The 26,427-nt window shown below is 68.9% G+C and carries 24 protein-coding genes and 2 riboswitches; of the genes, 14 read left to right on the top strand and 10 right to left on the bottom strand.

From position 1 onward, the window contains the following. Positions 1-7: 7 nt before the first annotated feature. Positions 8-1,072 (bottom strand): SDR family oxidoreductase, encoded by a 1,065-nt coding sequence (locus FHY09_RS09405; RefSeq protein ID WP_166926441.1) that lies wholly within the window; start codon positions 1,070-1,072, stop codon positions 8-10. An 83-nt stretch (positions 1,073-1,155) separates the two neighbouring features. Between FHY09_RS09405 and FHY09_RS09410 the strand changes: the two genes are divergently transcribed. Further along, positions 1,156-1,536: a winged helix-turn-helix transcriptional regulator gene (locus tag FHY09_RS09410; protein ID WP_166926444.1), complete on the top strand. Its 381-nt coding sequence runs from the start codon at positions 1,156-1,158 to the stop codon at positions 1,534-1,536. A 56-nt stretch (positions 1,537-1,592) separates the two neighbouring features. Then, entirely contained in the window at positions 1,593-1,868 is a 276-nt protein-coding gene (locus FHY09_RS09415) for a hypothetical protein (RefSeq protein ID WP_166926446.1), read from the top strand. A gap of 70 nt (positions 1,869-1,938) precedes the next feature. On the opposite strand, the gene FHY09_RS09420 is transcribed toward FHY09_RS09415, so the two are convergent. After that, positions 1,939-2,601: a DNA-3-methyladenine glycosylase gene (locus tag FHY09_RS09420; RefSeq protein WP_166926448.1), complete on the bottom strand. Its 663-nt coding sequence runs from the start codon at positions 2,599-2,601 to the stop codon at positions 1,939-1,941. Positions 2,602-2,730: 129 nt separating this feature from the next. Here FHY09_RS09420 and FHY09_RS09425 point away from each other — a divergent pair, with 129 nt between their 5' ends. From FHY09_RS09425 to FHY09_RS09450, 6 genes are all read left to right on the top strand, one after another. Continuing rightward, complete coding sequence (locus FHY09_RS09425; RefSeq protein ID WP_456362767.1) at positions 2,731-3,477, top strand: DUF72 domain-containing protein; 747 nt, start codon at positions 2,731-2,733, stop codon at positions 3,475-3,477. Then, positions 3,470-4,222, top strand: a complete 753-nt coding sequence (locus FHY09_RS09430) for a DNA-formamidopyrimidine glycosylase family protein (RefSeq protein ID WP_166926452.1) — start codon at positions 3,470-3,472, stop codon at positions 4,220-4,222. The genes FHY09_RS09425 and FHY09_RS09430 overlap by 8 nt, the downstream gene beginning before the upstream one ends. Beyond that, positions 4,219-4,830 (top strand): GIY-YIG nuclease family protein, encoded by a 612-nt coding sequence (locus tag FHY09_RS09435; RefSeq protein WP_166926454.1) that lies wholly within the window; start codon positions 4,219-4,221, stop codon positions 4,828-4,830. Before FHY09_RS09430 ends, FHY09_RS09435 begins: the two co-directional genes overlap by 4 nt. Before the next feature lie 44 nt (positions 4,831-4,874). Next, positions 4,875-5,528, top strand: a complete 654-nt coding sequence (locus FHY09_RS09440; protein WP_166926456.1) for a M23 family metallopeptidase — start codon at positions 4,875-4,877, stop codon at positions 5,526-5,528. A 284-nt stretch (positions 5,529-5,812) separates the two neighbouring features. Beyond that, on the top strand, positions 5,813-6,715 hold the full coding sequence (locus tag FHY09_RS09445; RefSeq protein WP_166926459.1) for a manganese catalase family protein: 903 nt from the start codon (positions 5,813-5,815) through the stop codon (positions 6,713-6,715). Between the two features lie 224 nt (positions 6,716-6,939). After that, entirely contained in the window at positions 6,940-9,474 is a 2,535-nt protein-coding gene (locus FHY09_RS09450; protein ID WP_208407679.1) for a methyl-accepting chemotaxis protein, read from the top strand. 3 nt (positions 9,475-9,477) lie between these two features. Here the strand turns inward: FHY09_RS09450 and FHY09_RS09455 are convergent, their stop codons facing one another. After that, complete coding sequence (locus tag FHY09_RS09455) at positions 9,478-10,383, bottom strand: LysR family transcriptional regulator (protein ID WP_166926479.1); 906 nt, start codon at positions 10,381-10,383, stop codon at positions 9,478-9,480. Positions 10,384-10,485: 102 nt separating this feature from the next. Here FHY09_RS09455 and FHY09_RS09460 point away from each other — a divergent pair, with 102 nt between their 5' ends. Then, on the top strand, positions 10,486-11,253 hold the full coding sequence (locus FHY09_RS09460) for an SDR family oxidoreductase (RefSeq protein WP_166926481.1): 768 nt from the start codon (positions 10,486-10,488) through the stop codon (positions 11,251-11,253). 47 nt (positions 11,254-11,300) lie between these two features. Here FHY09_RS09460 and FHY09_RS09465 read toward each other — a convergent pair whose 3' ends face one another. The 5 genes from FHY09_RS09465 to FHY09_RS09485 form a co-directional block, all read right to left on the bottom strand. Further along, complete coding sequence (locus tag FHY09_RS09465) at positions 11,301-13,820, bottom strand: sulfite reductase flavoprotein subunit alpha (protein ID WP_166926483.1); 2,520 nt, start codon at positions 13,818-13,820, stop codon at positions 11,301-11,303. A 141-nt stretch (positions 13,821-13,961) separates the two neighbouring features. Continuing rightward, the gene (locus FHY09_RS09470) at positions 13,962-14,510 is read right to left on the bottom strand and encodes a TlpA disulfide reductase family protein (RefSeq protein ID WP_166926485.1); all 549 of its coding nucleotides are present in this window, start codon (positions 14,508-14,510) and stop codon (positions 13,962-13,964) included. Continuing rightward, positions 14,510-16,912, bottom strand: a complete 2,403-nt coding sequence (locus tag FHY09_RS09475; RefSeq protein ID WP_166926487.1) for a protein-disulfide reductase DsbD domain-containing protein — start codon at positions 16,910-16,912, stop codon at positions 14,510-14,512. Before FHY09_RS09475 ends, FHY09_RS09470 begins: the two co-directional genes overlap by 1 nt. After that, positions 16,912-17,250, bottom strand: a complete 339-nt coding sequence (gene cutA / locus FHY09_RS09480; protein ID WP_166926489.1) for a divalent-cation tolerance protein CutA — start codon at positions 17,248-17,250, stop codon at positions 16,912-16,914. Before cutA ends, FHY09_RS09475 begins: the two co-directional genes overlap by 1 nt. Before the next feature lie 71 nt (positions 17,251-17,321). Further along, on the bottom strand, positions 17,322-19,112 hold the full coding sequence (locus tag FHY09_RS09485) for an endonuclease (RefSeq protein ID WP_166926491.1): 1,791 nt from the start codon (positions 19,110-19,112) through the stop codon (positions 17,322-17,324). A gap of 312 nt (positions 19,113-19,424) precedes the next feature. Between FHY09_RS09485 and FHY09_RS09490 the strand changes: the two genes are divergently transcribed. The 3 genes from FHY09_RS09490 (at position 19,425) to FHY09_RS09500 (ending at position 22,886) form a co-directional block, all read left to right on the top strand. After that, on the top strand, positions 19,425-19,715 hold the full coding sequence (locus tag FHY09_RS09490) for a co-chaperone GroES (protein WP_166926493.1): 291 nt from the start codon (positions 19,425-19,427) through the stop codon (positions 19,713-19,715). Positions 19,716-19,803: 88 nt separating this feature from the next. After that, positions 19,804-21,453, top strand: a complete 1,650-nt coding sequence (groL, locus tag FHY09_RS09495) for a chaperonin GroEL (protein ID WP_166926495.1) — start codon at positions 19,804-19,806, stop codon at positions 21,451-21,453. A 332-nt stretch (positions 21,454-21,785) separates the two neighbouring features. After that, positions 21,786-22,886 (top strand): 3-deoxy-7-phosphoheptulonate synthase, encoded by a 1,101-nt coding sequence (locus FHY09_RS09500; RefSeq protein ID WP_166926497.1) that lies wholly within the window; start codon positions 21,786-21,788, stop codon positions 22,884-22,886. Positions 22,887-22,943: 57 nt separating this feature from the next. Here FHY09_RS09500 and FHY09_RS09505 read toward each other — a convergent pair whose 3' ends face one another. Beyond that, positions 22,944-23,561, bottom strand: coding sequence for a trimeric intracellular cation channel family protein (locus FHY09_RS09505; RefSeq protein WP_166926499.1), 618 nt, complete (start codon positions 23,559-23,561; stop codon positions 22,944-22,946). Between the two features lie 81 nt (positions 23,562-23,642). Beyond that, a riboswitch (glycine riboswitch) is annotated at positions 23,643-23,739 on the bottom strand. 7 nt (positions 23,740-23,746) lie between these two features. After that, positions 23,747-23,842, bottom strand: a riboswitch (glycine riboswitch). A gap of 40 nt (positions 23,843-23,882) precedes the next feature. Between FHY09_RS09505 and FHY09_RS09510 the strand changes: the two genes are divergently transcribed. Continuing rightward, entirely contained in the window at positions 23,883-24,140 is a 258-nt protein-coding gene (locus FHY09_RS09510) for a GIY-YIG nuclease family protein (RefSeq protein ID WP_166926501.1), read from the top strand. 34 nt (positions 24,141-24,174) lie between these two features. On the opposite strand, the gene FHY09_RS09515 is transcribed toward FHY09_RS09510, so the two are convergent. After that, positions 24,175-25,461, bottom strand: coding sequence for an NAD(P)/FAD-dependent oxidoreductase (locus FHY09_RS09515; protein ID WP_166926503.1), 1,287 nt, complete (start codon positions 25,459-25,461; stop codon positions 24,175-24,177). 109 nt (positions 25,462-25,570) lie between these two features. Between FHY09_RS09515 and FHY09_RS09520 the strand changes: the two genes are divergently transcribed. Beyond that, complete coding sequence (locus FHY09_RS09520) at positions 25,571-26,341, top strand: NYN domain-containing protein (protein ID WP_166926505.1); 771 nt, start codon at positions 25,571-25,573, stop codon at positions 26,339-26,341. Positions 26,342-26,427: the final 86 nt, after the last annotated feature.

The following is a 26,427-nucleotide window of genomic DNA, read 5'->3' on the forward strand; positions in this document are numbered from 1 at the left end:
GGGTACGTCAGGGGATGAGGCGGTCAGCGCGCAGCTGCGTGAACAGGTCGAAGAACGCGTCATCGCTCGGCTGATAGTCCAGGAAACCCATGCGGCGGCTCTTGGACATGTCCGTGACCACTTCCAGCGGCCGGCCCAGATCGGCATCGGTATGCCAGGGTGAGACCAACCGATGGATATCCGGTTCGACCAGTCCCTGATCGGCGGCCAGCGCGGACCAGAGGGCCGCGTCGTCGGCCATCTGGCTTTCCAGCGGCTGCAGCTCGCCGGTGAACGGCGCCGGCGCCAGCCCGAACCACTCGGCGATCCGGCCCCACATCCACTTCCATCGGAACACGTCGCCGTTGACCACGTTGAAGGCCTGGTTGGCGGCGGCCGGCGTCTGCGTGGCCCACAGCAGGTGCCGTGCCAGCTGCCGTGCGTCGGTCATGTCGGTGAGGCCCTCCCACTGGGCCTGCGAGCCGGGAAAGCGGAACGGCCGCCCGGTGTGCCGGCACAGCGTTGCGTAGACGGCCAAGGTGGTGCCCATGTTCATGGCATTGCCCACGGCCGCGCCGATGATCGTGTGCGGGCGGTGCACGCTCCAGCTGAAGCCATCCCGTTCGGCCGCCGCGAACACCTCGTCTTCCTGCGCATAGTAGAAGTTGTCCACGTCCAGGCGTGGCTGCTCTTCGCGGAAGGGGGTCTGCGGCAACGTGCCCTGCGCATAGGCCTCGAACGGACCGAGGTAATGCTTCAGGCCGGTCACCAGGGCCACGTGCTCCACCGAACCGGCCGGCCGCACCGCATCCAGCAGGTGCCGCACCATGGCCGCGTTGACCCGGATGTTCTCGGCTTCGTTGGCCTGGCGCGACCACGTGGTGATGAAGACGTGGGAGGGCGCAAGACCGGCGAGGGCCGCGCGCGTGGCCTCTGCGTCGTGCAGATCGGCACTGACGCCGTGCACGCCTTCGCCGAGGCTGGACGGATTGCGTGCCAGCCCGTGGACGTCCCAGCCGGCATCGAGCAGTTGGCGGCCGAGCGCGCGTCCCACGATGCCGGTGGCGCCGACGATGAGTGCTTTGTTTGTCATGGGCGTGTTCCTTCTGTAGACAGAGGGACACGGTAGGATAGGTCCACGCCGCACGAAAGAAGGCACCAAATGGTAACCACGCAATGAAGGCGGGCAGCCCGGACGAAGAATGGCGCGAGGACTGCGCGCCACGGCGGGTGCTGGAACTGTTCAGCACCAAGTGGACATCGATGGTGCTGCACACCCTCGCGGTGCGCCACGGCGGCAGCGTGCGCAGCAATGCGCTGCACCGCAGCCTGCCCAACATCTCGAAGAAGATGCTGATCCAGACCCTGCGCGAGATGGAGGGCAGCGGCCTGGTGCTGCGCACCGAGCACCCCACCGTGCCGCCTTCGGTGGACTACACGCTGACCGCCCTCGGGATGCAGCTGGTGGAACCCATCGAACTGATCTACGACTGGGCGCGGCGCAATGCCGGTGTCCTGGATGCGCTGCAGCCACGGGCCACCTCGCGGCGGCGCTGAGCCGCCGGCGCACGGTATAGTCGCGCCCTGACACTGGACCCTGCAGGACCGCCCCCATGAGCACCGCCAAGAAGTACTTCAAGCACCCGGCCGAATCCAATCTCGGCAAGGGCACGGTCTACTTGGAGGCGCAGGGCGAGGTGATCGTGCGGCAGGTGGAGGTGTATCGCACCGTGCAGGTGTGGTGTGACCGGACCGGCTCCAGCGACGACCGCTTCGCGCTGGCCGACCAGCCGCTGTCCTGGTTCGACCTGGACAACGAGGACGGCATCACCGCCCGCGAATTCGAAACCGCCTGGAAGAAGGCCAAATCCGCGACCACCGGCCTGTAAAGAGTGGGTCCAGCCAGCCAGGGTCGTTCCCCCTGGGCATTCCGTCCGGAAGACAGGACGCGTGGCGACGTCAGCCAGACGGCTTGAGGCCGCGCTGACGCACGCGGGGCGAAGCGGCCGCCGCGCCGGGACGCGTGCGCGAGACATGCGGATTGCCGGCCACGTGCCAGCGCCACGGGTAGTCGACCGCCCTGCTGATGCCCACGCGCGGACCGACCACCGGGTCGGCCGGCGGAGGCACGCCATCGCAGACCACGGTGATGCCGGCATCCCGCTCGACCAAGTCGGCGCCATCGAATACCCGCGTGATCCCGAAGGCCTGTGACAGCTTGCCGGGCCCGCTGGCCAGATCAACGTCCCGGCGCGCGGCAGGCCGGGACGCGCGCATGGCGTCCAGCCCCTGCAGCGGCTCGGCGGCACGCAGCAGCACGCCCAGGCCTTCGCCTACCTCTCCGCAGACCGCGTTGCTGCCCCAGTGCATGCCGTAGGTGAAGTAGACATAGAGATGGCCGGCCTCGCCGAACATCGTGGCATTGCGGGCGGTCCTGCCACGGTAGGTGTGGGCGGCGGCATCCTCGTGTCCGCCGTAGGCTTCCACTTCGACGATGCGCGCGGCACGGCCATCGGCCCGCACCAGCACCTTGTTCAACAGGTCGGGTGCAACAAGCACGGGGTGCCGCTGGTAGAACGCACGTGGCAGCACGGTGCCGTGGTGGTAGAGAGGCGGGCGCATGGTGGCAGCATGGCCATCCAGGGGTCAGGGTGGAGTCAACGCCGGTGGCGTGTACGCTGGCCTGATCCAGGCTTCGCCCGCACCTCACGGCCGTCGCCGGATGCTGGGGGCCACTGCAGCAGGAGTGTGATACCCGTGGTGAACCGGATCCATGTGGGCTGTGCAGGCTGGTCGATTCCCGCCGAGGACCGCAACAACTTCGGCGAAGGCGAATCCGCGCTCGCACGCTATGCCACACGTTTCAGCTGCGTGGAGATCAACTCTTCATTCCATCGCCCGCATCGGCCTGCCACCTACGCACGCTGGGCAGCCACCGTACCCGCTGGCTTCCGCTTCTCGGTGAAGCTGCCGAAGACCATTTCGCATGAGGCCGGGCTGCGTGGGGCAGGTCCGCTGCTGGACCGCTTCCTTGCTGAAGCGGGTCATCTCGGGGATCGCCTCGGTGCGCTGCTGCTGCAGCTGCCGCCCGGGCTGGCGTTCGATGCGCGCGTGGCCACGACCTTTTTCGCCATGCTGCGGCGGCGCACGCCCGTCCCGATGGCCTGCGAGCCGCGCCACGCGAGCTGGTTCACGCCGGCGGCCGTGGACCTGCTGCAGCGGCATGCGATCTCGCGGGTTGCGGCCGATCCACCCCGCCATCCCGCAGGCGCCGCGCCGGCCGCCGATATCGGCTGCGCCTACTGGCGCTGGCATGGCAGCCCACGCATCTACTACAGCGCCTATCCTGCGCCCGCGCTCGAGTCACTCGCCGAACAGGTGCGCCAGGCGCGGCAGCCCGGCCAGGTGCCCTGGGTGATCTTCGACAACACCGCCCATGGCATGGCCACGGGCAACGCGCTGCACCTGCAACGCCTGCTGGAGAACGATCATGCCTGAAGGCCCGTCCATCGTGCTGCTGCGCGAAGCCGCCGCGCACTTCCGCCGCAGGACCGTGCGCAGTGCCATTGGCAATGCCAAGCAGGATCTCGCCCGGTTGCAGGGGCGTCGCCTGATGGGCGTGCACAGCTGGGGCAAGCACTTCCTGCTGGAGTTCAGCGGGTTCAGTGTGCGCATCCATCTGCTGATGTTCGGCAGCTGGCGCATCGACGAACGCAAGCCGACCCCCGCTCGCCTGTCGCTTCAGTTCGACAATGGCGAGCTGAACTTCTACACCTGCTCGGTGACGTTCCTCGAGGGCCCGCTGCAGGACCACTACGACTGGCGCAGCGATGTCATGGACGAGCGCTGGGATCCCCGTCTTGCCCGCCGGCGCCTGAAGGCACAGCCGACCACGCTGGTCTGTGATGCGCTGCTGGACCAGACGCTGTTTTCGGGGGTGGGCAACATCATCAAGAACGAAGTCCTGTACCGGATCCGCGTGCATCCACAGACACAGGTGGGCGACCTTCCCCCGCGGCTGCTGGGCCGGTTGATCAAGGAGGCGCGCCAGTACAGTTTCGACTTCCTGGAATGGAAGCGCGCCTTCGAGCTCAAGCAGCATTGGCAGGTGCACACGCGCCGTACCTGTCCAGGCTGCGGCGGTCCCCTGTCCAAGCAGTACCTCGGACTGACCCGGCGGCGCACGTTCTTCTGCCCGCATTGCCAGCCACGCTACGTGGACGGCGTGCCCGCCGACGCATGAGCAGCGAGCAGGCGCACGAAGCGGGCCCCGCGACCGACGGGCGCTGGTTCACCTATGTGTTCCCGTGTGCGTGGGAGGACTACGGCAAGATCGGCTTCTCGCGGGATCCGCTGCGCCGCATCAGCGAACTGCACCGGCGCTGGTTCGAGTTCTTCGATCTCGATGCCGGTGCGGTGGTGCAGGCTGAAACGCAGCGCGATGCGCGTGACCTGGAACTGGCCCTGCGGCGGCCGCTCAGGCTGCACCGGGCGCCATCCCCGCTCACTGTGGAGGTGCGCGCGGGCGGCAAGACCGAGTGGGTGCGTGGGGCGAACCTGGCGCTTGGCGAGGCCGTGCGCGCGCTGGCCGAGGGCGGCTACCCTGTCTACGGACTGCGCGCGTGGCTGCACGCGGTGATGCAGCAGCGCGTGGATCGGCTGTATGCCTGGTCGTCAGCGCAGCTGCCAGACCCTCAGTTGCTGTTGCACAGCGCCCTGCACGCGCGGGCTGCGGTGGGGCTGCGCGATCATCTCGATGGCTACCAGGCGCTGGGCATCGACCCGCTGCCGTGGCTGCCCGAGGAGGTGCGCGCCTGGTATCTCGCCGCCCACCTGTCCCCATTTTCCTGAAGCGCCGGTGAGTCCGCCCACAGTGTGTTGATGTGCGGCGGGCAATGCTGGCATGCCCCGCATGCGTATCCCTGCCCGCCGTGACCCATCCCCAGCCAGACCCCGGCTCTCTCCCCAGCCAACGCCAGTCAGCGCGGCGTTCCTTCGCCTGGCGCCTGCGTCGCTGGGTGGTCCGTCTGTTCGTACTCGCCGGCATCGCATTGGCGCTGGGCGTTCTGTGGAACAGCCCGGTGGCGGAGTCGCCACGGATGATGTGGACGCTTGCGCGGATGCCGCCGCCAACCGCCCTGCCGGTGCCGGTGGAGGGTGTGGCCGCGCGGCAGGTGGCCGATACCTTCGGCGCTCCGCGTGGACGCGACCGTCGTCATGCCGGGGTGGACATCTTCGCCGCACGCAGCACCCCTGTACGCAGTGCCACGGTGGGCATCGTCACCGATGTGCGCGACAGCGGTCTCGGCGGCCGCCAGGTCTGGGTGCTGGGCCCTGCGCAGGAACGTTACTACTACGCACACCTTGAGGACTGGCGCGAGGGCATCGCCCGTGGCGAGGTGGTGGACACCACCACCGTACTGGGCTACGTGGGCGACACCGGCAATGCGAAAGGCACGCCGCCGCACCTGCACTGGGGCATCTACGGGGCCGACGGTGCGTACGATCCGCTGCCGCTGCTGCGCGCGTTCGAAGCCTCCGCGCCCTGATCGCGGCGGTCGGCAGCGCGCGGCACGCTGCCGGTATCGGCCGTGCACCGGCTTGTTACCGCTGCGTCGGTATCACGTCGCGTAACGCACGGCGGTCCCTCACATCCCCACACGGTGCGCTGATCGCCACAGGCCCAGCATGGGAACAGCCGACGCAACGCCGCGTTCGGCAAGCGGATGCAGCCTGGAGACGTTGCAGAACGCGGAAGCCATCGTCACCGCGCCCTCCGGCGTGACGAAGCCACCCTATGACAGCCAAGCGCTGAAAGCGGAGATCCTCCTCGATGTTCATGCACCACAAAAAACTCATGTATACCGTCCGCGTGCAGGAATCCAACCCGCAGCTGGCCACCCTCATGCTCGAGCAGTTCGGCGGGCCGCAGGGCGAACTTGCCGCTGCGATGCGCTACTTCACGCAGGCCATTGGTGAGACCGATCCGGGTCGCAAGGACCTGCTCTTTGACATCGCCACGGAGGAGATCAGCCACCTGGAGATCATCGGCACCATCATCGCCATGCTCAACCAGGGCCCGAAGGCGGTGCAGTCCGAGGGCATGCTGGAAGTGGAAGACATGCGCAACCTCGGCCAGAACAGCACCAGCCACACCGAACAGATCCTCTACGGCGGTGGTCCGGCGCTGGTCAACTCCAGCGGCGTGCCGTGGACGGCGGCCTATGTGGACAGCATCGGCGAGCCGACCGCCGACCTGCGCTCCAACATCGCCGCCGAGGCACGCGCCAAGATCGTCTATGAGCGGCTGATCAATGTCACCACCGATCCCGGCATCAAGGACGCGCTTCGCTTCCTGATGACACGCGAGATCGCGCACCAGAAGTCCTTCGAGAAAGCGTTGTACAGCATCAAGCCGAACTTCCCGCCGGGCAAGCTGCCGGGCGATCCGGCGTTCACCGATCTGTACATGAACATGTCGCAGGGCGACGGCGATGTCGATGGCAGCTGGAACAGCGGCGAGCTGTGGGAGCAGGTGACCGACCGCGACGAGCAGGCCGCGCTGGACGGCGGCGATGGCGGTTTCTCGGTAGGCCTCAGCGACCGCGAGCAGGCCGCCGTGGAGCAGATGTCGCTGCGCACGCTGTCCAACCCGGAGGCGCATCCGGCGACCGGTGCCGAGCTCGGGGCAGGGCAGGGCGCCGGCGCGGTGGACACCCGTCCACGCGAGCCGTGACAGGCCAACGCGTTCGGCGGTGAGCGGCAGCGCCTCCCGCGCGCACTGCCACCCCGTGCCACGGACAACCCGTCCGCGCCACTGCGATCCGTGCCGGCTCGCGGTGGCGCGCTGGCAGGTGCGTCCATCACGGGGGCTGTCATGCGCGCGTCTTCGATGATCGATACAAGGTGGGCAGCCAGCGCCGCTGGCGAGAGCACACGCCATCTGTCACGGAGTTCCGCATGTCTGCTGCAGCACCGGTTCCCACCCTGTGGCCCCCGCGCCTTTCCGGCTGGGCGGCCACCCTGCGCCGGCGGGTGCCCGGGCACATCGCCACGCGGATGACGGTCGGCGGTCGGATCACGCTCACGCTGCTGCTGTGTGGCCTGGGTCTGTTGACCGTGGCTGCGGTCTACGGATGGACCCGCCACGCAGGCGAGCGCGCCGCGCAGACCTTCGCGGCGTACCAGCACGGGGCAGCGCTCGCGGCCACGCTGAGCGTGGAGCTGGCGGACGCGCGACGCCTGCAGACCGAGTACGCCCGGACGTATGAGGCCACCGACCGCCAGGCGCTGGTACAGACCCAGCAGCGTCTGCAGGACACGCTGGCCCGCCTGCGCCAGGTGCCGATGCAAGCGCCGGCCAGCGCGGCGCTCGCCCAGGTCAACGTGCAGGTCGCAGCGTTCGCCGAGGGTATCGCGGCCCTGAATGCGCGTGTCGACGAAATGGGGCGTGGCGATGAGGCCCTGGCCGCGCGCCTGGAACGGGCTGCAGTGGCGCTGCAGGAGGCGGTGGATGCAACGGCACGTCCGATCCTCGCCCTGCACGTACAGCGGATGCGTCGACAGGAGAGCCTGCTGCTGCTCAGCGGCGACTCGGCGCACGCTGACCGCGCCAGCGAGGAAAAGCTGCCGTTCGACCTCGCGCTGGGTGCACTGCCCGCGGCGCAGCAGGCACCGCTGCGCGAGCGCATGGATGACTACCAGGCGGCCCTGCTTGCCTACACCGCCGCACGCGTGGGGCTGGACGTGGAAGCGCAGTCTCTGGCGGACACCGCCGCCGGCCTCGCACCGGCACTGCAGGGGTTCGAACGTGTGCAGGCAGGCCATCTGCAGCACGTGCGCGAGCAGCAGCAGGTCCAGGCGGCGCGTCTGGGCCTGCTGTTCGCAGCCACCCTGCTGGCGGTGGCGGTGGTGCTGATCGGTGCACTGCTGGGCGTGCGGCGCGCCGTGCGCCGGCCGATCCAGGACACGCTGCGCTTTGCCGAAGACATCGCCGAGGATCGCCTGGACACCGTGCTGCGCGTGCACAACCCGCACGATGAGATCGGACAGCTGGCACAGCGCCTTGGTCACATGCAGGTGCAGCTGCGCACGCGCATCGGGCGCGAACGCGAGGCGGCGCGTGACAATGCGCGTGCGCGGCAGGCGCTGGACAGCGCGTCCACCGGCTTGCTGGTGGTCGATCCGCAGGGGCGCGTCACCCACGCCAATCCAGCCATGCTGGCCATCCTGGAGGCCGACAGCGGCGATGTGATCGGCCATCCGGCCGCCGGACTGCATGGCGCGCTGGGCAGGCCGGTCCAGCGCCAGCAGCAGTTCGACGTGCAGCATGCGGGCACGCCCTGGCAGCTGGTATCGACGCCCATCAACGCCGACGACGGACAGGCGTTGGGCACCGTGGTGGAATGGCGCAGCCGCGCGCTGGAAGTCCTGCTGGAAACCGAAGTCGCCGCGCTGGTGGATGCCGCCGCGCAGGGTGAACTGGCCGGCCGCATTCCGCTGGAGGGCAAGCAGGGATTCGTGCATCGCCTTTCGGCGAGCATCAACCACCTGCTCGCCACCTTCGAAGGCAACCTCGGCGAGCTGCAGCGCCTGCTGTCCGCGTTGGCGCGTGGCGATCTCAGGGCCCGCATGCACGGTGACATGGACGGCGTGTTCGCACGCATGCGCGACGATGCCAACGCCAGCGTGGACCAGCTCGCGGGCATGGTGGCTCGCATCCAGCAGGCCGCCTCGGCCATCGGCGAAGCCGCTGGCGAGATCACGGCGGGCAACGAAGATCTTTCCCTCCGCACGGAGCGGCAGGCCGCCAGCCTGGAGGAGACCGCTGCGGCCATGCAGGCGCTCACCGACACCGTGGCGGGCAACGCGGATGCGGCCAGCCAGGCCACCGTCCGCGTGCACGCAAGCACCGAGGTCGCCGCGCGCGGGCACGCCGCGGTGGGTCAGGTACGCAGCGCGATGGAGGATATTTCAGGGGCCTCGCGGCGCATCGCCGAAATCACCGCGTTGATCGATGGCATCGCCTTCCAGACCCGCATCCTGGCCCTGAATGCAGCCGTGGAAGCAGCACGTGCCGGCGAACAGGGGCGCAGCTTCGCGGTGGTGGCCAGTGAGGTCCGCCACCTCGCCCAGCGCAGTGCCGACGCGGCGAAGCAGATCAAGGCGCTCATCGAGGATTCCGTGCACCAGGTCGGGCAGGGACGGCAGGCGGTGGCCTTGGCCGGCACCACGATGGAGGAACTGCAGTGCAGCGTGCAGGACGTGGCAGGGTTGATGGAAGGCATCCGCAGCAGCTCGGTGCAGCAGCGCACGGGCATCGAGGAAGTAGGACAGACCCTGCTGCAGATGGATGCCAGCACCCAGCAGAACGCCGCACTGGTGGAAGAGGCCAGCGCGGCGGCGCGGGCGCTGGAAGGGCAGGCGCAGGTGCTGGCCGATGCGGTGGCGGCGTTCCGCCTGCGCGCTGGCCCCGCGCGGTTGCAGCCGGCCTGAGGGTCAGTGCGCGCGCACGGCCTGCTCGAACAGCGCAGCGAGCCAGTCCATGAACACGCGCATGCGGGTCGGCAGGTGGCGCCGCTGGGCATACAGCAGCGTGACCGGCATCGGCTCGGGCGGAAGGTGCGGCAGCAGCTCCACCAGCGTGCCCTCGTGCAGGGCCTGACGCACGCCCAGGCGCGGTGCCTGGATGATGCCCAGCCCGGCGAGCGCGGCGGCCGTATAGCCATCGCCACTGTTGACGGTCACCGTGCCGGCCATCGCCAGCGTCCGGTACTGCTGGCCATCGAAGTACTCGAAGCCCAGCGGGCGCTGGCCGAACGCGGTCACGTAGTGCACCAGCTGGTGCCCGGCAAGATCCTGCAGCGTGCGTGGCGTGCCGTGGGCGCGCAGATAGGCCGGGCTGGCACAGCTCACCACGTCCAGGTGGCCCAGCGGGCGTGCGACGAGTGTGTTGTCATCCAGCGCACCCACCCGCACCACGCAGTCGAAGCCCTCGCGCACCACGTCCACGCGCCGGTCGGTGCCGCTCAGTTCCAGCTCCAGCCCGGGATGTCGCGCCAGGAACGCGGGCAGGGCGGGCAGCACGAGGTGGCGCGCCAGTCCGCTGGACATGTCCACGCGCAGACGCCCGCGCAGCTCGGTGACGTCGCGGCGGAACATGCCCTGCAGGGCTTCCACATCGTCGAGCAGGTCGCGCGCGCGCTGCATCAGCTGGGCGCCATCGGCGGTCAGCTGCACGCGCCGGGTGGTGCGGTGCAGGAGCTGGGTCGCCAGCGCGGCCTCCAGCCGCTGGATGGCCAGCGACACGCTGGCCTTGGGCAGGCCGAGGCTCTCCGCGGCTCGGGTGAACGAACCCCGCTCGGCCACGTGGAGGAAGATCCGGAGTTCCTCGAGCCGGCTCATGCATTGGTCCGCGGGAATGAACAGTCATATCAGAATCGGTCGGTTTATCACTTCACGCAAGACCAATAGGCTGACCACTCCCATCCGTGTCCGGAGTGTCCCATGCCTGTTTCCACCACGCCGCGTACCGTCCTCGTCACCGGTGGCAGCCGTGGCCTCGGCCGCAACGCCGCCCTGGCCCTGGCCGAGGACGGGGCCGATATCGTACTGACCTACCGCCGCCAGTCAGCCGCCGCCGCAGAGGTGGTGGCCGCGATCCAGGCCCGCGGTCGTCGCGCGGCGGCGCTGCCGCTGGACGCTGCCGAAAGCGCAGGTTTCGCGGCCTTCGCAGCGGCCGTGCGCGCCCAGCTGCAGGCCTGGGACCGCACCGGCCTGGACGGCCTGGTCAACAACGCGGGCGAAGGGCATTACGCGCCGTTCGCCGAGACCACGCCGGAGGCCTTCGATCACCTCGTCGCCGTGCACCTCAAGGGCCCCTATTTCCTGACCCAGGCCTTGTTGCCCCTGCTGGCCGAGGGCAGCCGCATCCTCAACATCTCCAGCGGACTGGCCCGCTTCGCGCTTCCCGGCAGCTCGGCGTACGCCATGATGAAGGGCGGCGTGGAGGTGCTCACGCGCTACCTGGCCAAGGAACTCGGTGCTCGTGGCATCAGTGCGAATACCCTTGCCCCCGGTGCGATCGAAACCGATTTCGGTGGGGGCCGCGTGCGCGACAACGCCGAGGTCAACGCGATGGTGGCCTCGGCAACGGCACTCGGGCGGGCCGGGCAGCCGGATGACATCGGTCCGGCGGTGGTGGCGCTGATGTCGCCGGGCACGCGCTGGATCAACGCCCAGCGCGTAGAGGCCTCCGGCGGGATGTTCATCTGAGCGCACGCGGTGCCGGGCAGGGCGCCCGGCGCCGGACCCTGGCAGGCTCAGTACACATCGCGGCGATAGCGGCCCTCGGCCAGCAGTTCCTCCACCATGTCCTCGCCGAGTGTCTCGCGCAGTACGTCGTCCACGCCCTGCGCCATGCCGTGCAGCGAACCGCACACATACAGGCAGGCCCCCTCGGCCACCCAATGGCGCAGCGCCGGACTGGCCGCGCGCAGCAGGTCCTGCACGTACAGGCGGGTCTGCCCGTCGCGCGACCATGCGCGGTCCAGGCGCGCGAGATGACCGCTGCGGCGCCAGCCGGCCAGCTCGGCGTCATAGAGCGCGTCGTCGGCCTGGCGGCGCTCGCCGAACAGCAGCCAGTGACCATGCGCACCCTGCGCTTGTGCTTCGCGGAGCAGTGCGCGCAGCCCGGCGATGCCGGTGCCATTGCCGATCAGGATCATCAGCGGCTGCGCCGGGTGGCGGTGGAAACCGCTGTTGCGGCGCACGCGGGCCTGGATCGCACCACCTTCAGGGGCGTGCAGCGCCAGCCAGCCGGAACCGGCGCCCGGCACGCCTGCGGCATCATGCACCAGCCGCACCACCAGCTGCAGCGTGGCCTCGCCGCTGCCACTGGCGATGGAGTACTCGCGCGGTGGCAGCCGTGGCAGTTCGCCGAGCCAGCGCGCAGCATCGTGCACCGTCGCGGCGTCCTGTTCGTCGGGCAGCATGCACTGTGCCGCGGCATCGGCGGCACGCACGCGTTCACCGTGCAGCTCGATCACCGCCTCCGCATCGATGCCCGCCGCGTCCAGCACCGCCCGCACGCGGGCAGCGGCGTTGCGTGGCATGACCTGCAGGATATCGCCGGCACGCCACGCCACGCCCGGAGGCGGCAGCAGGCTGATCTCCCACACCGGTCCACCCTGGCTGCCCGGGTTGAGCAGGCGCCGCTGCTGCAGCGTCCACGGCTGCAGCGTGGCCCCGGGGCTGTCCAGCGGAACGACCGGCTGCAGGCCCGTCAGCGTGGCCAGCTGCTGCTGCCACTGCTGCAGCGCCCGGGAATCATCGCCGTCCACATCCACGCAGGGAAACAACGCAGCCGCACCCTGCTGCCCGAGCCACTGGTCCACACGGCGTGCGAAGCCACAGAACTGGGCGTACTGGCGATCGCCCAGCGCGAGCATGCCGTAGCCAAGCTGCGGCAAGGCCTGCGCGCGTGCCAGCACCTTGCGCTCGAAGACGCGCGCGCTGTCCGGCGCATCGCCGTCACCGAAGGTGCTGAGCACGAACAGCGCACGCTGCGCGCCTGCCAGGCGCGAGGCATCCACGTGCGCCAATGGCTGCACCTGCACCGCCATGCCCGCTGCCTGCAGCTGGCCGGCGGCATGCCAGGCCAGCCGTTCGGCCTGTCCGCTCTGGCTGGCATAGGACACCAGCCACGCCGGCGCATCGCCACCGTGCACGGACGCCGGTGCCAGCGCGAGGCGCGATGCACGTGCCGCGCGCTGTTTGCCGCGCCGGTCCAGGTAGAGCAGCCAGCCGGTCACGAAGAACAGCAGCATGCCCAGGCTGGACAGCATCACGATCACCCGTCCGCCAAGCCCGAAGAAACGTCCCGAATGCAGCGCGAACATGCTGGACAGCACGCGCTGGCCGCCGGACATGCCGGCGTAGGCCTCGTGCCGCAGCACCGCGCCACTGTGCGGATCCAGCTGCAGCGTGTCGGTGGCGCGGTCGTGGTAGGGGCTGCCGGTGCCGCGCACGCGTGCGGTCAACGGCTGCCCCGCACGTGCCGGCAGCCGCAAATCGATGTAGCCGGCGCGTACGCCGGGCAGGGCGTACAAGGCCGCCTGCACGCGCTGCAGGTCGAGCCCGGTGGCGCCGGAGGGCAGGGTGACTGGGGCCTGGGTGCCCCCGCCGAGCGCGCGGGTCAGTCCGTCGCGGTACGTATCGAACGACCACCACAGGCCGGTCAAGGCCAGCAGCAGGTACACCGGCAGCACCCAGGTGCCGATCACCGAATGCAGGCTCCACAGGAAGCTGCGACCGCGGTGGTGCCACGCCACGGCCAGCCAGCTCCGCCAGTGCCAGCGCCGTGGCCACCGCAGGTACAGGCCGGAAAGCGCGAAGAACACCAGGACCACCGCGCAGATGCCTGTCACCCGCTGTCCGGCGTCACCGGCCACCAGCCGCCGGTGCAGGTCCTCGGTGAAGTCCAACAGCGCCTGGCCACGCAGTGTCTCGAAGCGATGGCCGCTGTACGGGTCGAAGTAGATCCAGGTCTCACGGCCCCCTTCGAAACGTGCCACTGAAGGCCGCATGCCGGTGCCATCCACGCGCAGGCGCTGCAGTGGCGTCTGCGCTGCTGACGTGAGCGAGGCCACCAGCGTGTCCAGCGGCAATGGCGTACGACCCTGCGCGTGCTGCTCGGCCACAGCTGCGAACGGCGGGTTGGCCGCGCGCAGGATCTCGTCTTCGAACGAGAGCAGGGCACCGCTCAGGCCCATCACCGCCAGCACGGTGCCGGCCGTGATGCCAAGGAACCAGTGCACCTGGAACAGAACGGTCTTGAGCATGGCCAGCGCGGGCGCCGGAACGCGGCCCGCGTCAAATGAGAATAAGTCGCAATTGTGTCGGCGCCATGCGCGGCGGTCAACCCGGCCGCGTCGAACATCGCCCCCGGCGCTGCACCCCGCGCGACCTTCGGCGCCGAACGGTCAGCGCGTCCAGGCGTCCAGCGTACCGGGCTCGAAAGGGCCGACGCGCTGCCTGACCAGCCGTCCCTGGGCGTCCACCAGCACGCTGTACGGCAGCAACCCCTGCGCATTGCCCAGGCGCACGCTGGCGTCGGCCGGCCCCGGCGTGTCCAGCACGATGGGGTAGTCCACGGGCACGCGCGCCAGGAAGGCCTGCACCGCCTCCGGCGTATCCAGCGCAAGGCCGACGACCTGCACGCCCTGCGCGCCCTGGGTGGCGGCGAAGCGGGCGAGCTCGGGCATTTCCTCCACGCAGGGGCCGCACCAGCTGGCCCACACGTTGATCAGCAAGGGCCGACCGGCGAATCCGCGCAGGTCCACCGGCGTGCCGTGCAGGTCCGGCAGTACCAGTGCGGGCAGCGGCTGCCCGATGGCGGCCGCCTCGACCGGCGCCGCCGCGGCCGTGCGGGCGCTCTGCTGCGCCGGCACCGGACCCAGACGGTGGCCGGCCCAGAGCCCCAGCCCGCCCGCCAGCACCGCCGCCCACAGCAGTGCCGGCCGGCGCTTCATCAGCGCGCCGTGCGCAGCAGCGCTTCGTCCACCAGGGCCTGGGTCAGCACGGTGGGCAGCACCGTCGGGGGCGCCCCCGGCCCGTAGACCACGTACAGCGGCACGCCCACGGCATTGTGTTCGTCGAGGAAGGCGGTGATCTGCGGATCCACGTTGGTGTAGTCCCCCCGCATGTAGACCGCGTTGGTGCGCTTGAGGATGTCGGCGAAGCCTGGCCGCGAGAGCACCGCACGCTCGTTCGCCTTGCACGTCACGCACCAGTCCGCGGTCATGTTGACGAACACCACGCGGTTGTCGGCGCGCAGGCGGTCCAGCAGCGCCGGCGAATAGGCCACCACGTTTTCCCCGGAGACCTCGCTGGCCGGCGCGGCAGGCGGGGAGAGGCGGCTCACGCCCCACACCGGCAGCAGCGCCGCCAGCACCAGCACGCCCGCCAGCGCAGCACCGACGCGCTGGCTGCGCCAGCGGCTGCGTTCATGCCACCACAGGCCCAGGGCGAGCAGCACCAGCCCGCCCAGCACCAGCGCCATGGCATCCACGCCACGCTGCTTGCCGAGCACCCACAGCAGCCACAGCGCGGTGGCATACATGGGGAATGCCAGGACGTTCTTCAGCGTCTCCATCCACGCGCCCGGACGCGGCAGGCGGCGCGCCAGCGACGGCACGAAACCGATCAGCAGGAAGGGCAGCGCCAGCCCGAAGCCGAGCATCAGGAACACCAGCAGCGACTGCGCGGCAGGCGCGGCAAAGGCATACGCCAGGGCCGGACCCATGAACGGCGCCACGCACGGGCTTGCGACCACGCAGGCCAGCACACCGGTGAAGAAATCGCCCACCGGGCCGCTGCGCGAAGCCAGCGACTGGCCGACGCCACCCAGGCGTCCGCCCAGGGTGAAGACCCCGGACAGGCTCAGGCCGACGGCGAACATCAGGTACACCAGCGCGGCGATGAACCACGGGTGCTGCAGTTGGAAACCCCAGCCCGCCGCCTGACCGGCCGCACGCAGCGCCAGTACCAGCGCACCGATCGCCGCGAACGCCACCAGCACGCCGGCGGTGTACCAGAGCGCATGCGAGCGCGCGTGCTGCCGGCTCTCACCGCTCTGCGCCACCCCCAGCACCTTCAGCGACAGGATGGGCAGCACGCAGGGCATGAGGTTGAGGACCAGGCCACCGGCCAGCGCCAGCAGCAGCACCACGGCCAGCTGCGAGGGACCCGTGGGAATCGGCGGGCGGGTGCGCCGGGCATTGTCGGCGCTGGCATCCGGACTCGGCGCGGCGGCACTGGCGGTCGCGTCGGGCAGCGCGGCGCCGTCGGTACCTGCGGGCGGTTCGTTGGGAATGGTGGGGAGCAGCCGACGCGCCGAAGGCTGCGCCACGGTGCCGCTGGATCCGGCGGCGCCGGCGCGGGCGTCGGTAGTGGCCGGCACCCCGGCATCGGCCGCCAGCGCGGTGGAGACCGTGCCCACCGGCAGCGCCAGCTTCACCCGGCGGGTCATCGGCGGATAGCAGATGCCCTCGCTCTGGCAGCCCTGGAAGGTGACTACCAGCGTGGCGTCCAGCGCCTGTGCACGCGTGCGCTGCAGCGGCAGGGTGACGTCCACCGGATCGAAGAACACGGCCACATCGCCGAAATGCTCATCGCGGTGCGAGCGCGCGGCGGGCCACTGCAGCGCGCCCGGACGCACGCCATTGGCGCCCTCCACCTTGAGCGAGGTGCGATCGCGATACAGGTAATACCCCGGTGCCGGACTGAAGCGCAGCAGCACCGTGTTGCCGTCGCCGACCACGGCCTCGAAGCCGAACGCCTGTTCCGACGGCAGCGGCAGCGCCTGATTGCCGGCGCCCACGCCCGGCAGGCGCAGGCCGCCTGCGTTGGCCGCTGCTGCCAGCGGGTTGCCCGGACCGGCAGCGGGCCCACGCGCGGGCAGGCCGGGCGAGGCGGTGCCCGCTCCCCCCGGCAGGCGCACCTGCAGCACACGCTTCTGCGGTGGGTAGCACACGCCGGCATCGGCACAGCCCTGGAAACGGACTTCCACGCTGACCGTGGACGCGCCGCTGTCCGGCGTGCCGGGCAGGGTCCCGACCAGCTGCTGGCGGTAGGTTTCCACCTCGCCGAAGAAATCATCGTGGTGCGCATCGCCCGCAGGCAGCTGCAGCGTACCGGCGTTGAACACCGGATCGGCCTTGACGCTGGTGCGGTGTCGGTAGAGGTAGTAGCCCGGCGCGATCTTCCACCGCAGCTGGATCTGGTCGCGCTCCACCGCGCTGGCCGTCAGCGCGAAGGCCTCGTCCACCGGCAGCAGGTCCTTCTCGCTCACTGCCCAGGCAGGCAGGGAGAAAAGCAGCAGCGCACACAGCGGCAGGCAATGGCGCAGCCGCGCCAGCAGTCCTGGAATCATCAGCAGGGTTCCTCCCGGGTCTGCGCCCGGATCCAGTCAAGATAGGCCGGCATGCCGGACCGCGCTTGGACCGCCACGCATTCCGGAAGTTCATACGGGTGCAGTTCGATCAGCCGCCCCATGGCCGCATCGAGGCGGCTCGCGGTGGTCTTGACCACCAGCTGCAGTTCGTCGTCCGAAATCACCTGGCCTTGCCAGCGGTAGGTGGAGCGGGCGCCGGGCAGGCGCGTGACACAGGCCGCAAGGCGCTCGTCGACCAGGGCATGGGTGATGCGCTCGGCGCTCGCGGCGTCCGGACAGGTGGTGAAAATCAGCAGGATGGCATCGGGGGTGGACATCACCGCCGAGTATAGAGCCCCGGTCCGGTCCGCAGACCGGACCGGGGCATAGGACACGTCTCAAAAGTGGGTCAGTTGGCCAACTGGCAGCTGGCCGGACGCGACGAAGTGAACAGTGCGGGCGAGGCCCATTCCGGGTGGTCGATGAACGGATTGCGGTTGCCCTGGAAGCTGTAGATCACCTCGTTGCGGGCACGTTCGGCGTCCGTCGGCGGATCGGCCAGGTGCCAGTCCATCAGCGTGGACAGCAGCCCCATGTAGGCCGGTGAGCTGGTGGTGCGCACGATCCGGCTGCGGTCATCGGTAAGCTCCAGATCGGGCTCGGATTGGCCGGTTGCGGCATCCTGCCCGCCTTCATAGCGGATGGCCATGTACATCACCGCGCGCGCGATGTCGCCCTTGCGCTTGCCCCACACCTCGAAAGTGCCCTGGCTGCCGTCCGGTGTGCGCACCCAGTTGCTGTTGCCCGGGTAGCCGCCGCTACCGCCCCCCTGGCCGTTGTTCGCTTCGGTGGCGCGCTCGCCGCAGTTGCCGTCGCATCGGGCGAAGGGCTTGTTTCCGCGATCGGCATTCCACTGCGCATCGGTGAGATAGAGCATGTGGGTGTCGGTGTAGGGCGCGTACGGCAGTCCCTTGTCACCGGAGGTGCTGGGGAAGCCCAGCGAGTTCGGCCAGGTGTGTTCGCGGTTGTACGTCAGGCCCCCGCCGGTGCCGGCGCGGTCGGTCACCTTCGCATAGCTGCGGTTGCGGTACGCATCCAGGATGCGGTTGGGGTTGTTCGGATCCTCGTCGGCGATCTCCAGGATCGTCCACGTGTTCGTGCCCGAGCCGCTGTACGGATACACCGTGTGGCCCTTGATGGTTTCATGCAGCGAACAGCGCAGCTGGCCGGGGCTGGAGGTGTTGACGCGCCGGTAATAGGCGCCGGGATTGCCGGGATTGCCCGGATCGGGGGTCGTGGTGCTGGCGACCGTGAACGCGATGCGCGAATCGGCGGCCGGGCGTGCGCCCTGGTCGTCGCTGATGCGGCTGGCGCGGATATCGAAGCGGCAGGCCTCACCGGCCACCAGGGCGGTGCTGGTGGAAACCTTCACCGTGCGCCCGCTGCCGGGGTGGCTCAACGACACACTGCCGGAACGGCCACAGGTGAGGGCGAAGGCGCCGCTGGCCAGGGTGACGTTCTCGCTGAACACCACCTCCAGATCACCCGCCGCAGGGAAGGTGCTGCTGCCCTGCGCCGGCACCGTGGTGCTGACCGACGGCGGCGTGTTGGGGCCGCCGGTCCCCGGGCTGCCGATGAAGGACTGGCCCGCGTTGCAGCCACCGAAGGTCTGCGCAGCCGACGGTGCCCAGGTGAAATGCGCGTACTGGCTGCCGCTGCCGGTCAGCTGCAGGGAGGTGCCGGGAGCGGTGCTGTTGCTTTCGGCGACCGGAATGTTCTGGCTGGTCATGCCCGCCGCCGGTCCGCCCGCCGCGGTGAGCGTGCCTTCGTAACTCAGGAACTGCACGACCCGGCCGGCCGCATCGACCAGCGCGACGCCATCGTTGGGGCCGTTCTGCAGGCCGTTGCTGGGGTAGCTGACCACGGCGATGCTGGCACTGCCGCAACCGGCCGCGGTTCCGGCAGGCACGGCCGTGTTGGCATAGACCGTGGCCGCTGAAGGCGTGCTGCCGTTGTAGAGATGGAGCCGGTAGCCGGAGAGGTCTTCGCCGGCGGTCGCCACGACCTCGATCGCTTCGCCGACATCGCCGGCCGGCGTGCTGTCGTCGTAATGCAACTCGTTGATGAATACATCGGCCCGCGCCGACGTGGCCGTCAGTGCCAACAGGCACGCAACGGCAAGCGGTGACAGCACTCGCATCGAACAACTCCCTTGTTGGATGGTCCCCCCGCCGCGACTGTAAGGCGTTTGCGTTACAGATTGGCGGAATCAGCCATTCCACGGGCACCGCTCCGCCACAGACCCCGTGTGGTGTGCAGGGGGGGGGGGCGCCTCCCTGCGACCCGCCGGAAAATTTTTGCTCGGCAGCCCTTGAAACCTCCGCCCAGGGCTCCATCTCTTGGTCTGTCCCGATCCGTCGGGTTTTTTCACGCGCGATTCTGGCAGTCGCCTGGTTCGACTGCTAAAATCGCCGGACTTTTTCAGCACAATCAACAACTTGAGAGGTCTCACATGAGCAACTTGAAGCCGCTGCATGACCGCGTAGTCGTCAAGCCGATCGAAGCCGAGGAAGTCTCCGCCGGCGGCATCCTGATTCCGGATTCCGCCAAGGAAAAGTCCACCAAGGGCGAAGTCGTGGCCGTCGGCCCGGGCAAGGCGCTGGACAACGGCAGCGTGCGCGCGCCCTCGCTGAAGGTCGGTGACAAGGTCATCTATGGCCAGTACGCCGGCAGCAGCTACAAGGAAGGCGGCGTGGAATACAAGGTCCTGCGCGAAGACGACGTGCTCGCCGTCATCGGCTGAGCTGCGTCCGCGCGACCTGTTTCATCGTAGATCCCGTTAAAACACAAGCCGCCGGACCGCGTCCGGCGCAACCAATGAGGTAATCGCAATGGCTGCCAAAGATATTCGTTTCGGTGAAGATGCCCGCGCCCGCATGGTGCGCGGCGTCAACGTGCTCGCCAACGCCGTGAAGTCCACCCTGGGTCCGAAGGGCCGCAACGTCGTGCTCGAGAAGAGCTTCGGTGCCCCGACCATCACCAAGGACGGCGTGTCCGTCGCCAAGGAAATCGAACTGTCCGACAAGTTCGAGAACATGGGCGCGCAGATGGTGAAGGAAGTCGCTTCCCGCACCAATGATGACGCCGGTGACGGCACCACCACCGCCACCGTGCTGGCCCAGGCCCTGATCCGCGAAGGCGCCAAGGCTGTCGCAGCCGGCATGAACCCGATGGACCTCAAGCGCGGTATCGACCAGGCCGTCAAGGCCGCCGTCGCCGAGCTGAAGAACATCTCCAAGCCCACCGCCGACGACAAGGCCATCGCCCAGGTCGGTACGATCTCGGCCAACTCCGACGAGTCGATCGGCAACATCATCGCCGAAGCGATGAAGAAGGTCGGCAAGGAAGGCGTGATCACCGTTGAGGAAGGCTCGGGCCTGGACAACGAACTGGACGTCGTGGAAGGCATGCAGTTCGACCGCGGCTACCTGTCCCCGTACTTCGTCAACAACCAGCAGGCGCAGACCGCCGACCTGGATGACCCGTTCATCCTGCTGCACGACAAGAAGATCTCCAACGTGCGCGACCTGCTGCCCGTGCTGGAAGGCGTGGCCAAGGCCGGCAAGCCGCTGCTGATCGTCGCGGAAGAAGTCGAAGGCGAAGCGCTGGCGACCCTGGTGGTCAACACCATCCGTGGCATCGTCAAGGTCGTGGCCGTCAAGGCGCCGGGCTTCGGCGACCGTCGCAAGGCGATGCTGGAAGACATGGCCGTGCTGACCGGCGGCACCGTGATCTCCGAGGAAGTGGGTCTGTCGCTGGAGAAGGCGACGATCAACGACCTGGGCCGCGCCAAGAAGGTGCAGGTCTCCAAGGAAAACACCATCATCATCGACGGTGCCGGTGATGCTGCGGCAATCCAGGCACGCGTTGCCCAGATCAAGACCCAGATCGAGGACACCTCCTCCGACTACGACCGCGAGAAGCTGCAGGAGCGCGTGGCCAAGCTGGCCGGCGGCGTTGCGGTGATCAAGGTCGGCGCGTCGACCGAAATCGAGATGAAGGAAAAGAAGGCCCGCGTTGAAGACGCCCTGCACGCTACCCGCGCAGCCGTCGAAGAAGGCGTGGTCCCGGGCGGCGGCGTTGCCCTGGTGCGTGCGCTGGTGGCTGTTGGCGAGCTGAAGGGCGCCAACGAAGACCAGACCCACGGCATCCAGATCGCCCTGCGCGCCATGGAAGCCCCGCTGCGCGAAATCGTCGCCAACGCCGGTGAAGAGCCGTCGGTGATCCTGAACAAGGTGAAGGAAGGGACCGGCAACTTCGGCTACAACGCCGGCAACGGCGAGTTCGGCGACATGGTCGAGTTCGGCATCCTGGATCCGACCAAGGTGACGCGTTCGGCGCTGCAGAACGCCGCTTCGATCGCTGGCCTGATGATCACCACCGAAGCGATGGTGGCCGAGGCGCCGAAGAAGGAAGAGCCCGCCATGGGCGGCGCCGGTGGCATGGGCGGCATGGGTGGCATGGGCGGCATGGACTTCTAAGTCCAACGCATCCTGCCGTTGCTGCATGATCGGAAGACCCCGCCGGAAACGGCGGGGTTTTTCGTTGGACGCGTGCAGGGTGGTCGCGGTCGGGCGCGCAGTTGCCGATGCAACAGTTGGCAGCGCCGCGGGTGCTGTGTTATCACTGCATCCCATGAACGCAGCCCGCGCCAGCTTTTACGTCTGGTATTACTTTCCGAAGCCCCAGGCGGAGGAAGGACTGCATTCACCCTGAAGAACGTTTTCAGACGCATTCCCGAAAGCCGCCAGCGCACCTGGCGGCTTTTTTGATGCCGCCGCGCTGGGACCCCCACCTCTGGAGATCCCCCGCCATGCCCCCCTTCACCGACGACCTGCGCATCCGCAAGATCGAACCGCTCACCTCGCCTGCCGAACTGCTGGCCCTGCTGCCGTGCGATGACGAGGCCTCAGCCACCGTTACCGCCTCGCGCGATGCGCTGCACGCCATCCTGCACGGCCACGACGACCGCCTTGCGGTCGTGGTGGGCCCCTGTTCCATCCATGATCCGGCCGCGGCCATCGAGTACGCACACAAGCTCAAGCCGCTGCGCGATGCCCTGGCCGGCGAGCTGGAGATCGTCATGCGCGTGTACTTCGAGAAGCCGCGCACCACGGTGGGCTGGAAAGGGCTGATCAACGACCCGGACCTGGACGGCAGCTTCAACATCAACAAGGGGCTGCGCATCGCCCGCGGCCTGCTGCGGGACATCAACAAGCTCGGCCTGCCGGCCGGGGTCGAGTTCCTCGATGTGATCTCGCCGCAGTACATCGCCGATCTGGTGGCCTGGGGCGCGATCGGGGCGCGCACCACCGAGAGCCAGGTGCACCGCGAACTGGCGTCGGGCCTGTCCTGTCCGGTCGGGTTCAAGAACGGCACCGATGGCAACATCAAGATCGCCGCCGATGCCGTCGGCGCGGCGTCCAACCCGCATCATTTCCTGTCAGTCACCAAGCAGGGCGACACCGCCATCGTGGCCACCGCCGGCAATCCGGACTGCCATGTGATCCTGCGTGGCGGGAAGGTCCCCAACTTCGACGCGGCCAGCCTCGGTGACGCCTGCCAGGTGCTGGCCAAGGCCGGCCTGCCCACGCGCCTGATGATCGATGCCAGCCATGCCAACAGCCTGAAGAACCCGGACAACCAGCCGCGGGTGGTCGATGATATCGCCGAGCAGATGGCGCGCGGCGAGCAGCGCATCGTGGGGGTGATGATCGAGAGCAACCTGGTCGGCGGCCGCCAGGACCTGCTGCCTGGCCAGCCCCTGGTGCACGGCCAGAGCATCACCGATGGCTGCATCGACTGGACCACGACCGAGCGCGTGCTGGAAGATCTCGCCGCCGCCGTGCGCGCCCGGCGCGCGATCGCCTCCGGCACGGTCACGGTGCCCGAACCGGCCGCCGAAGCGGCGTGAGCCCGCAGGCGCTGCGCTGCCGGTCGTACGCAGCGCGGCGCCCACCGGACGGGGTGCTCAGTGCACCTCGTCGTGGTACACGAACTTCGGCATCTCCCAGCGGAAGTGGATCGCCAGCAGGCGCAGCGCGAAGCCGCCACCAAGGCAGCACAGGATCGCCGTGCTGTCGGCCACGCCCCAGTGCAGCAGCAGCAGGTAGGCCGCGCCGGTCAGCAGGGCGATGATCGCGTAGAGCTCCTTCTGGAAGATCAGCGGGACTTCGTTGCACAGGATGTCGCGCAGCACGCCGCCGAAGGCACCGGTCAACATGCCGGCGATCAGCACGATCGCGGTGGCATGCCCCGCCTCGCGCGCGATCGAGCAGCCGATCAGGGTGAAGGCGATCAGGCCCAGTCCATCGAGCACCAGGAAGGTGCGGCGGAAGTGGTGCATCCAGCGTGCCAGCCAGGTGGCCACCAGCGCCGCGCATACCGTGAAGCCGAGGTACTCGGGGTGCTGCACCCACGCCAGCGGATAATGGCCGAGGATGATGTCGCGCAGCGAGCCGCCGCCCAGGGCGGTCACGCAGGCGATCATCACCACGCCGAACAGGTCCATGCGGCGGCGGCCGGCCGAGAGCGCGCCGGTCATGGCTTCGGCGGAAATAGCGATCAGATAGATGATGGACAACAGCATGGGGGCAGGCTCCGGACAGGCGATGGCCGGCCGCGCGCTGCCGCTTCGCTGCGGGGGCAGCGAGGCGATGGCGTGACCGGTGCCGCTCCCGCTGTCCTTTTGCCTGAGAGTTCAGCGGAAGCGTGTTCCGCGTGCCCCTTCGGCGGGTCCGGGTGGACCTCTCTCCAGCTCGGCGAGTGGGATGCATGGTTGATGGAGTCCAACTCCACCGGCCTGAGCGATCATGGGAGCCTGCGCCTTCGGCGGGTGCCTGTGTGGCACCTCTCTCCTGCATCCGGGCGCCAGTGTAGCCGCTGCGGCGGGTGAGCGATAATCACGGCCATGTCCACCGCGCCCACGCCCTGGTTCCTGTACCTGCTCGAATGCCGCGACGGCAGTTACTACGCGGGTATCAGCACCGACGTGGACGCCCGGTTCGCCGCCCACCAGGCGGGCAGGGGGGCGCGCTACACGCGCGCCCGGCCGCCGCTGCGGATCCTCGCGGTGCGGCAGTATGCCGGCCGTTCGGACGCCTCGCGCGCCGAGTGGGAACTGAAACAGCAGCCGCGTGCGAAGAAGCTGGCATGGTTCGGCCTCTAGGCCGGCCGCCACACCGACAGGGCAGCGCCCGTACTCAGCGCTCGGCGGGTGGATCCCTGGGCGGGCGTGCGTTGCCGAAGATGATCCGCGCGCTGCGCTGGTAGCTCCAGTACGCCACCGCCCAGTTGAGCAGCACCACCATGCGGTTGCGGAAACCGATCAGGAACATCACGTGCGCGGCCAGCCAGAACCACCACGCGAGCACGCCGGAGAGCTGCAGCCGGCCAAGGTGGACGATCGCGGCCATGCGCCCGATGGTGGCCAGGTTGCCGTAGTCGGCGTAGACGAAGGCGCCCGGTGCCGCCTTGCCGTGCAGGCGCGCGCGCACGGTCTCGGCCACGTGCCGGCCCATCTGCTTGGCTGCCGGTGCCACGCCCGGCACCGGCCGACCGTCCGCCTGGCTCAGGGCCGCCAGGTCGCCGGCAACGAACACCTCCGGATGCCCCGGCAGCGTGAGGTCGGGCAGGACCTGCACGCGGCCGGCGCGGTCCAGCGGTACCTCCAGCGTGGCCCCCAGCGGCGAGGCCGCCACGCCCGCTGCCCAGACCACGGTGCGCGCGGCGATGAAGGTCTCGCCGAGCTGGAAGCCCTGGTTGTCGATGTGGCTGACCGGCGTGCCGGTCAGCACGTCCACGCCGAGTTTCTCCAGTTGGCGCCGTGCCTTCAGCGAGAGCACTTCGGGGAACGAGGAGAGCACGCGTGGCCCGGCTTCGACCAGGCGCACCTTGGCGCTGGCCGGATCGATATGGCGGAACTCGTTGCGCAGCGTATGCCGCGCGATTTCGGCCAGCGTGCCGGCCAGTTCCACGCCGGTGGGACCGCCGCCGACCACCGCGAAACTCAGCCACGCCGCCTTCTTCGCAGGATCCGGCTCGGCCTCGGCGTATTCGAACGCGAGCAGCAGCTTGCGCCGCAGCGCGATCGCATCATCGAGGGTCTTCAGGCCCGGCGCATCCTTGGCCCACTGGTCGTTGCCGAAATACGCATGGGTCGCGCCACTGGCCAGCAACAGGCTGTCATAGGCCAGCACGCTGCCATCGGCGAGGTGCACGCTGCGCGCCTGCTTTTCGATGCGGGTGACTTCGCCCAGCCGGACTTCCACATTGTGCTGGTGGCCCAGGATATGCCGCAGGGGCGCGGCGATGTCCGGTGCGGACAGGCCCGCAGTGGCGACCTGGTAGAGCAGCGGCTGGAACAGATGGTGGTTGCGGCGATCGATCAGGGTGATGCGGATGCGCTCGCTGGCCAGGGCGCGGGTCGCCCAGAGGCCGGCGAAACCGCCGCCGACGATGACCAGGTGGGGGGTGCGCTCGCGGGACATGTCGCGTGGCTCCAATGGAAAAAGGGGGCAGGGGGATGATCGCATGCCATCCCCGGCCACGCCCCGGTGGAACATACTGTCCCTGATTCCCCGTCAGCCTGGAGCAGGTATGTCCGAGCCGGAAAAGCGCATCGCGTTGCTGATCGATGCCGACAATGCGCCCGCGTCGAAGATCGAAGAAGTGCTCGCCGAAGTCGCACGCCACGGCGTGGCGAACGTGCGCCGCGCGTATGGCAACTGGAAGAGTCCGAACCTGAAAAGCTGGGAAGCCGTGCTGCACGAGTACGCGATCCGCCCGATCCAGCAGTTCGACTACAGCCGCGGCAAGAATGCCTCGGACATGGCGATGGTCATCGATGCGATGGACCTGCTGTATGCGCGCAACCTCGATGGTTTCGCCATCGTGTCCAGCGATGCGGACTTCACTCCCCTGGTGATGCGTCTGCTGACCGAGGGCGTGAAGGTCTACGGCTTCGGCGAGAAGAAAACGCCCGAACCTTTCGTCAACGCGTGTTCGAAATTCACCTACGTGGAGGCACTCGGGCAACCGCATGCGCCGCTGGCCGAGGCCGTGCCCGGCGAGGACGCAGGCCCGGAGAGCGGCACCGAAGCGCGGCCACGCCGCAGTGGCGCGGAGATGCGCGGGGATACCCGGCTGGTCAACCTGCTGCGCCGCGCGGTGGCGTCAGCCGAAGGCGAAGACGGCTGGTCGCACCTGGGTCCGGTGGGCAGCCAGATCGGCAACCAGGCCTCGTTCGACTCGCGCAATTACGGATACGGCAAGCTCAGCGATCTGCTTGCCGCCATCGGACTGTTCGAGTTGAAGAAGGACGGAAAGTCGTCCTACGTGCGCGCACTGCCGAAGAAAACCGGGCGCTGATCACCATGGCAGCGTGCACAAGGCACCACGGCAATCCGATCGGCGTATCGTAACGCCACCGCGCCGGCACAGGCGCATGCTGCTGC

The organism is Xanthomonas sp. 60 (assembly GCF_011761925.1).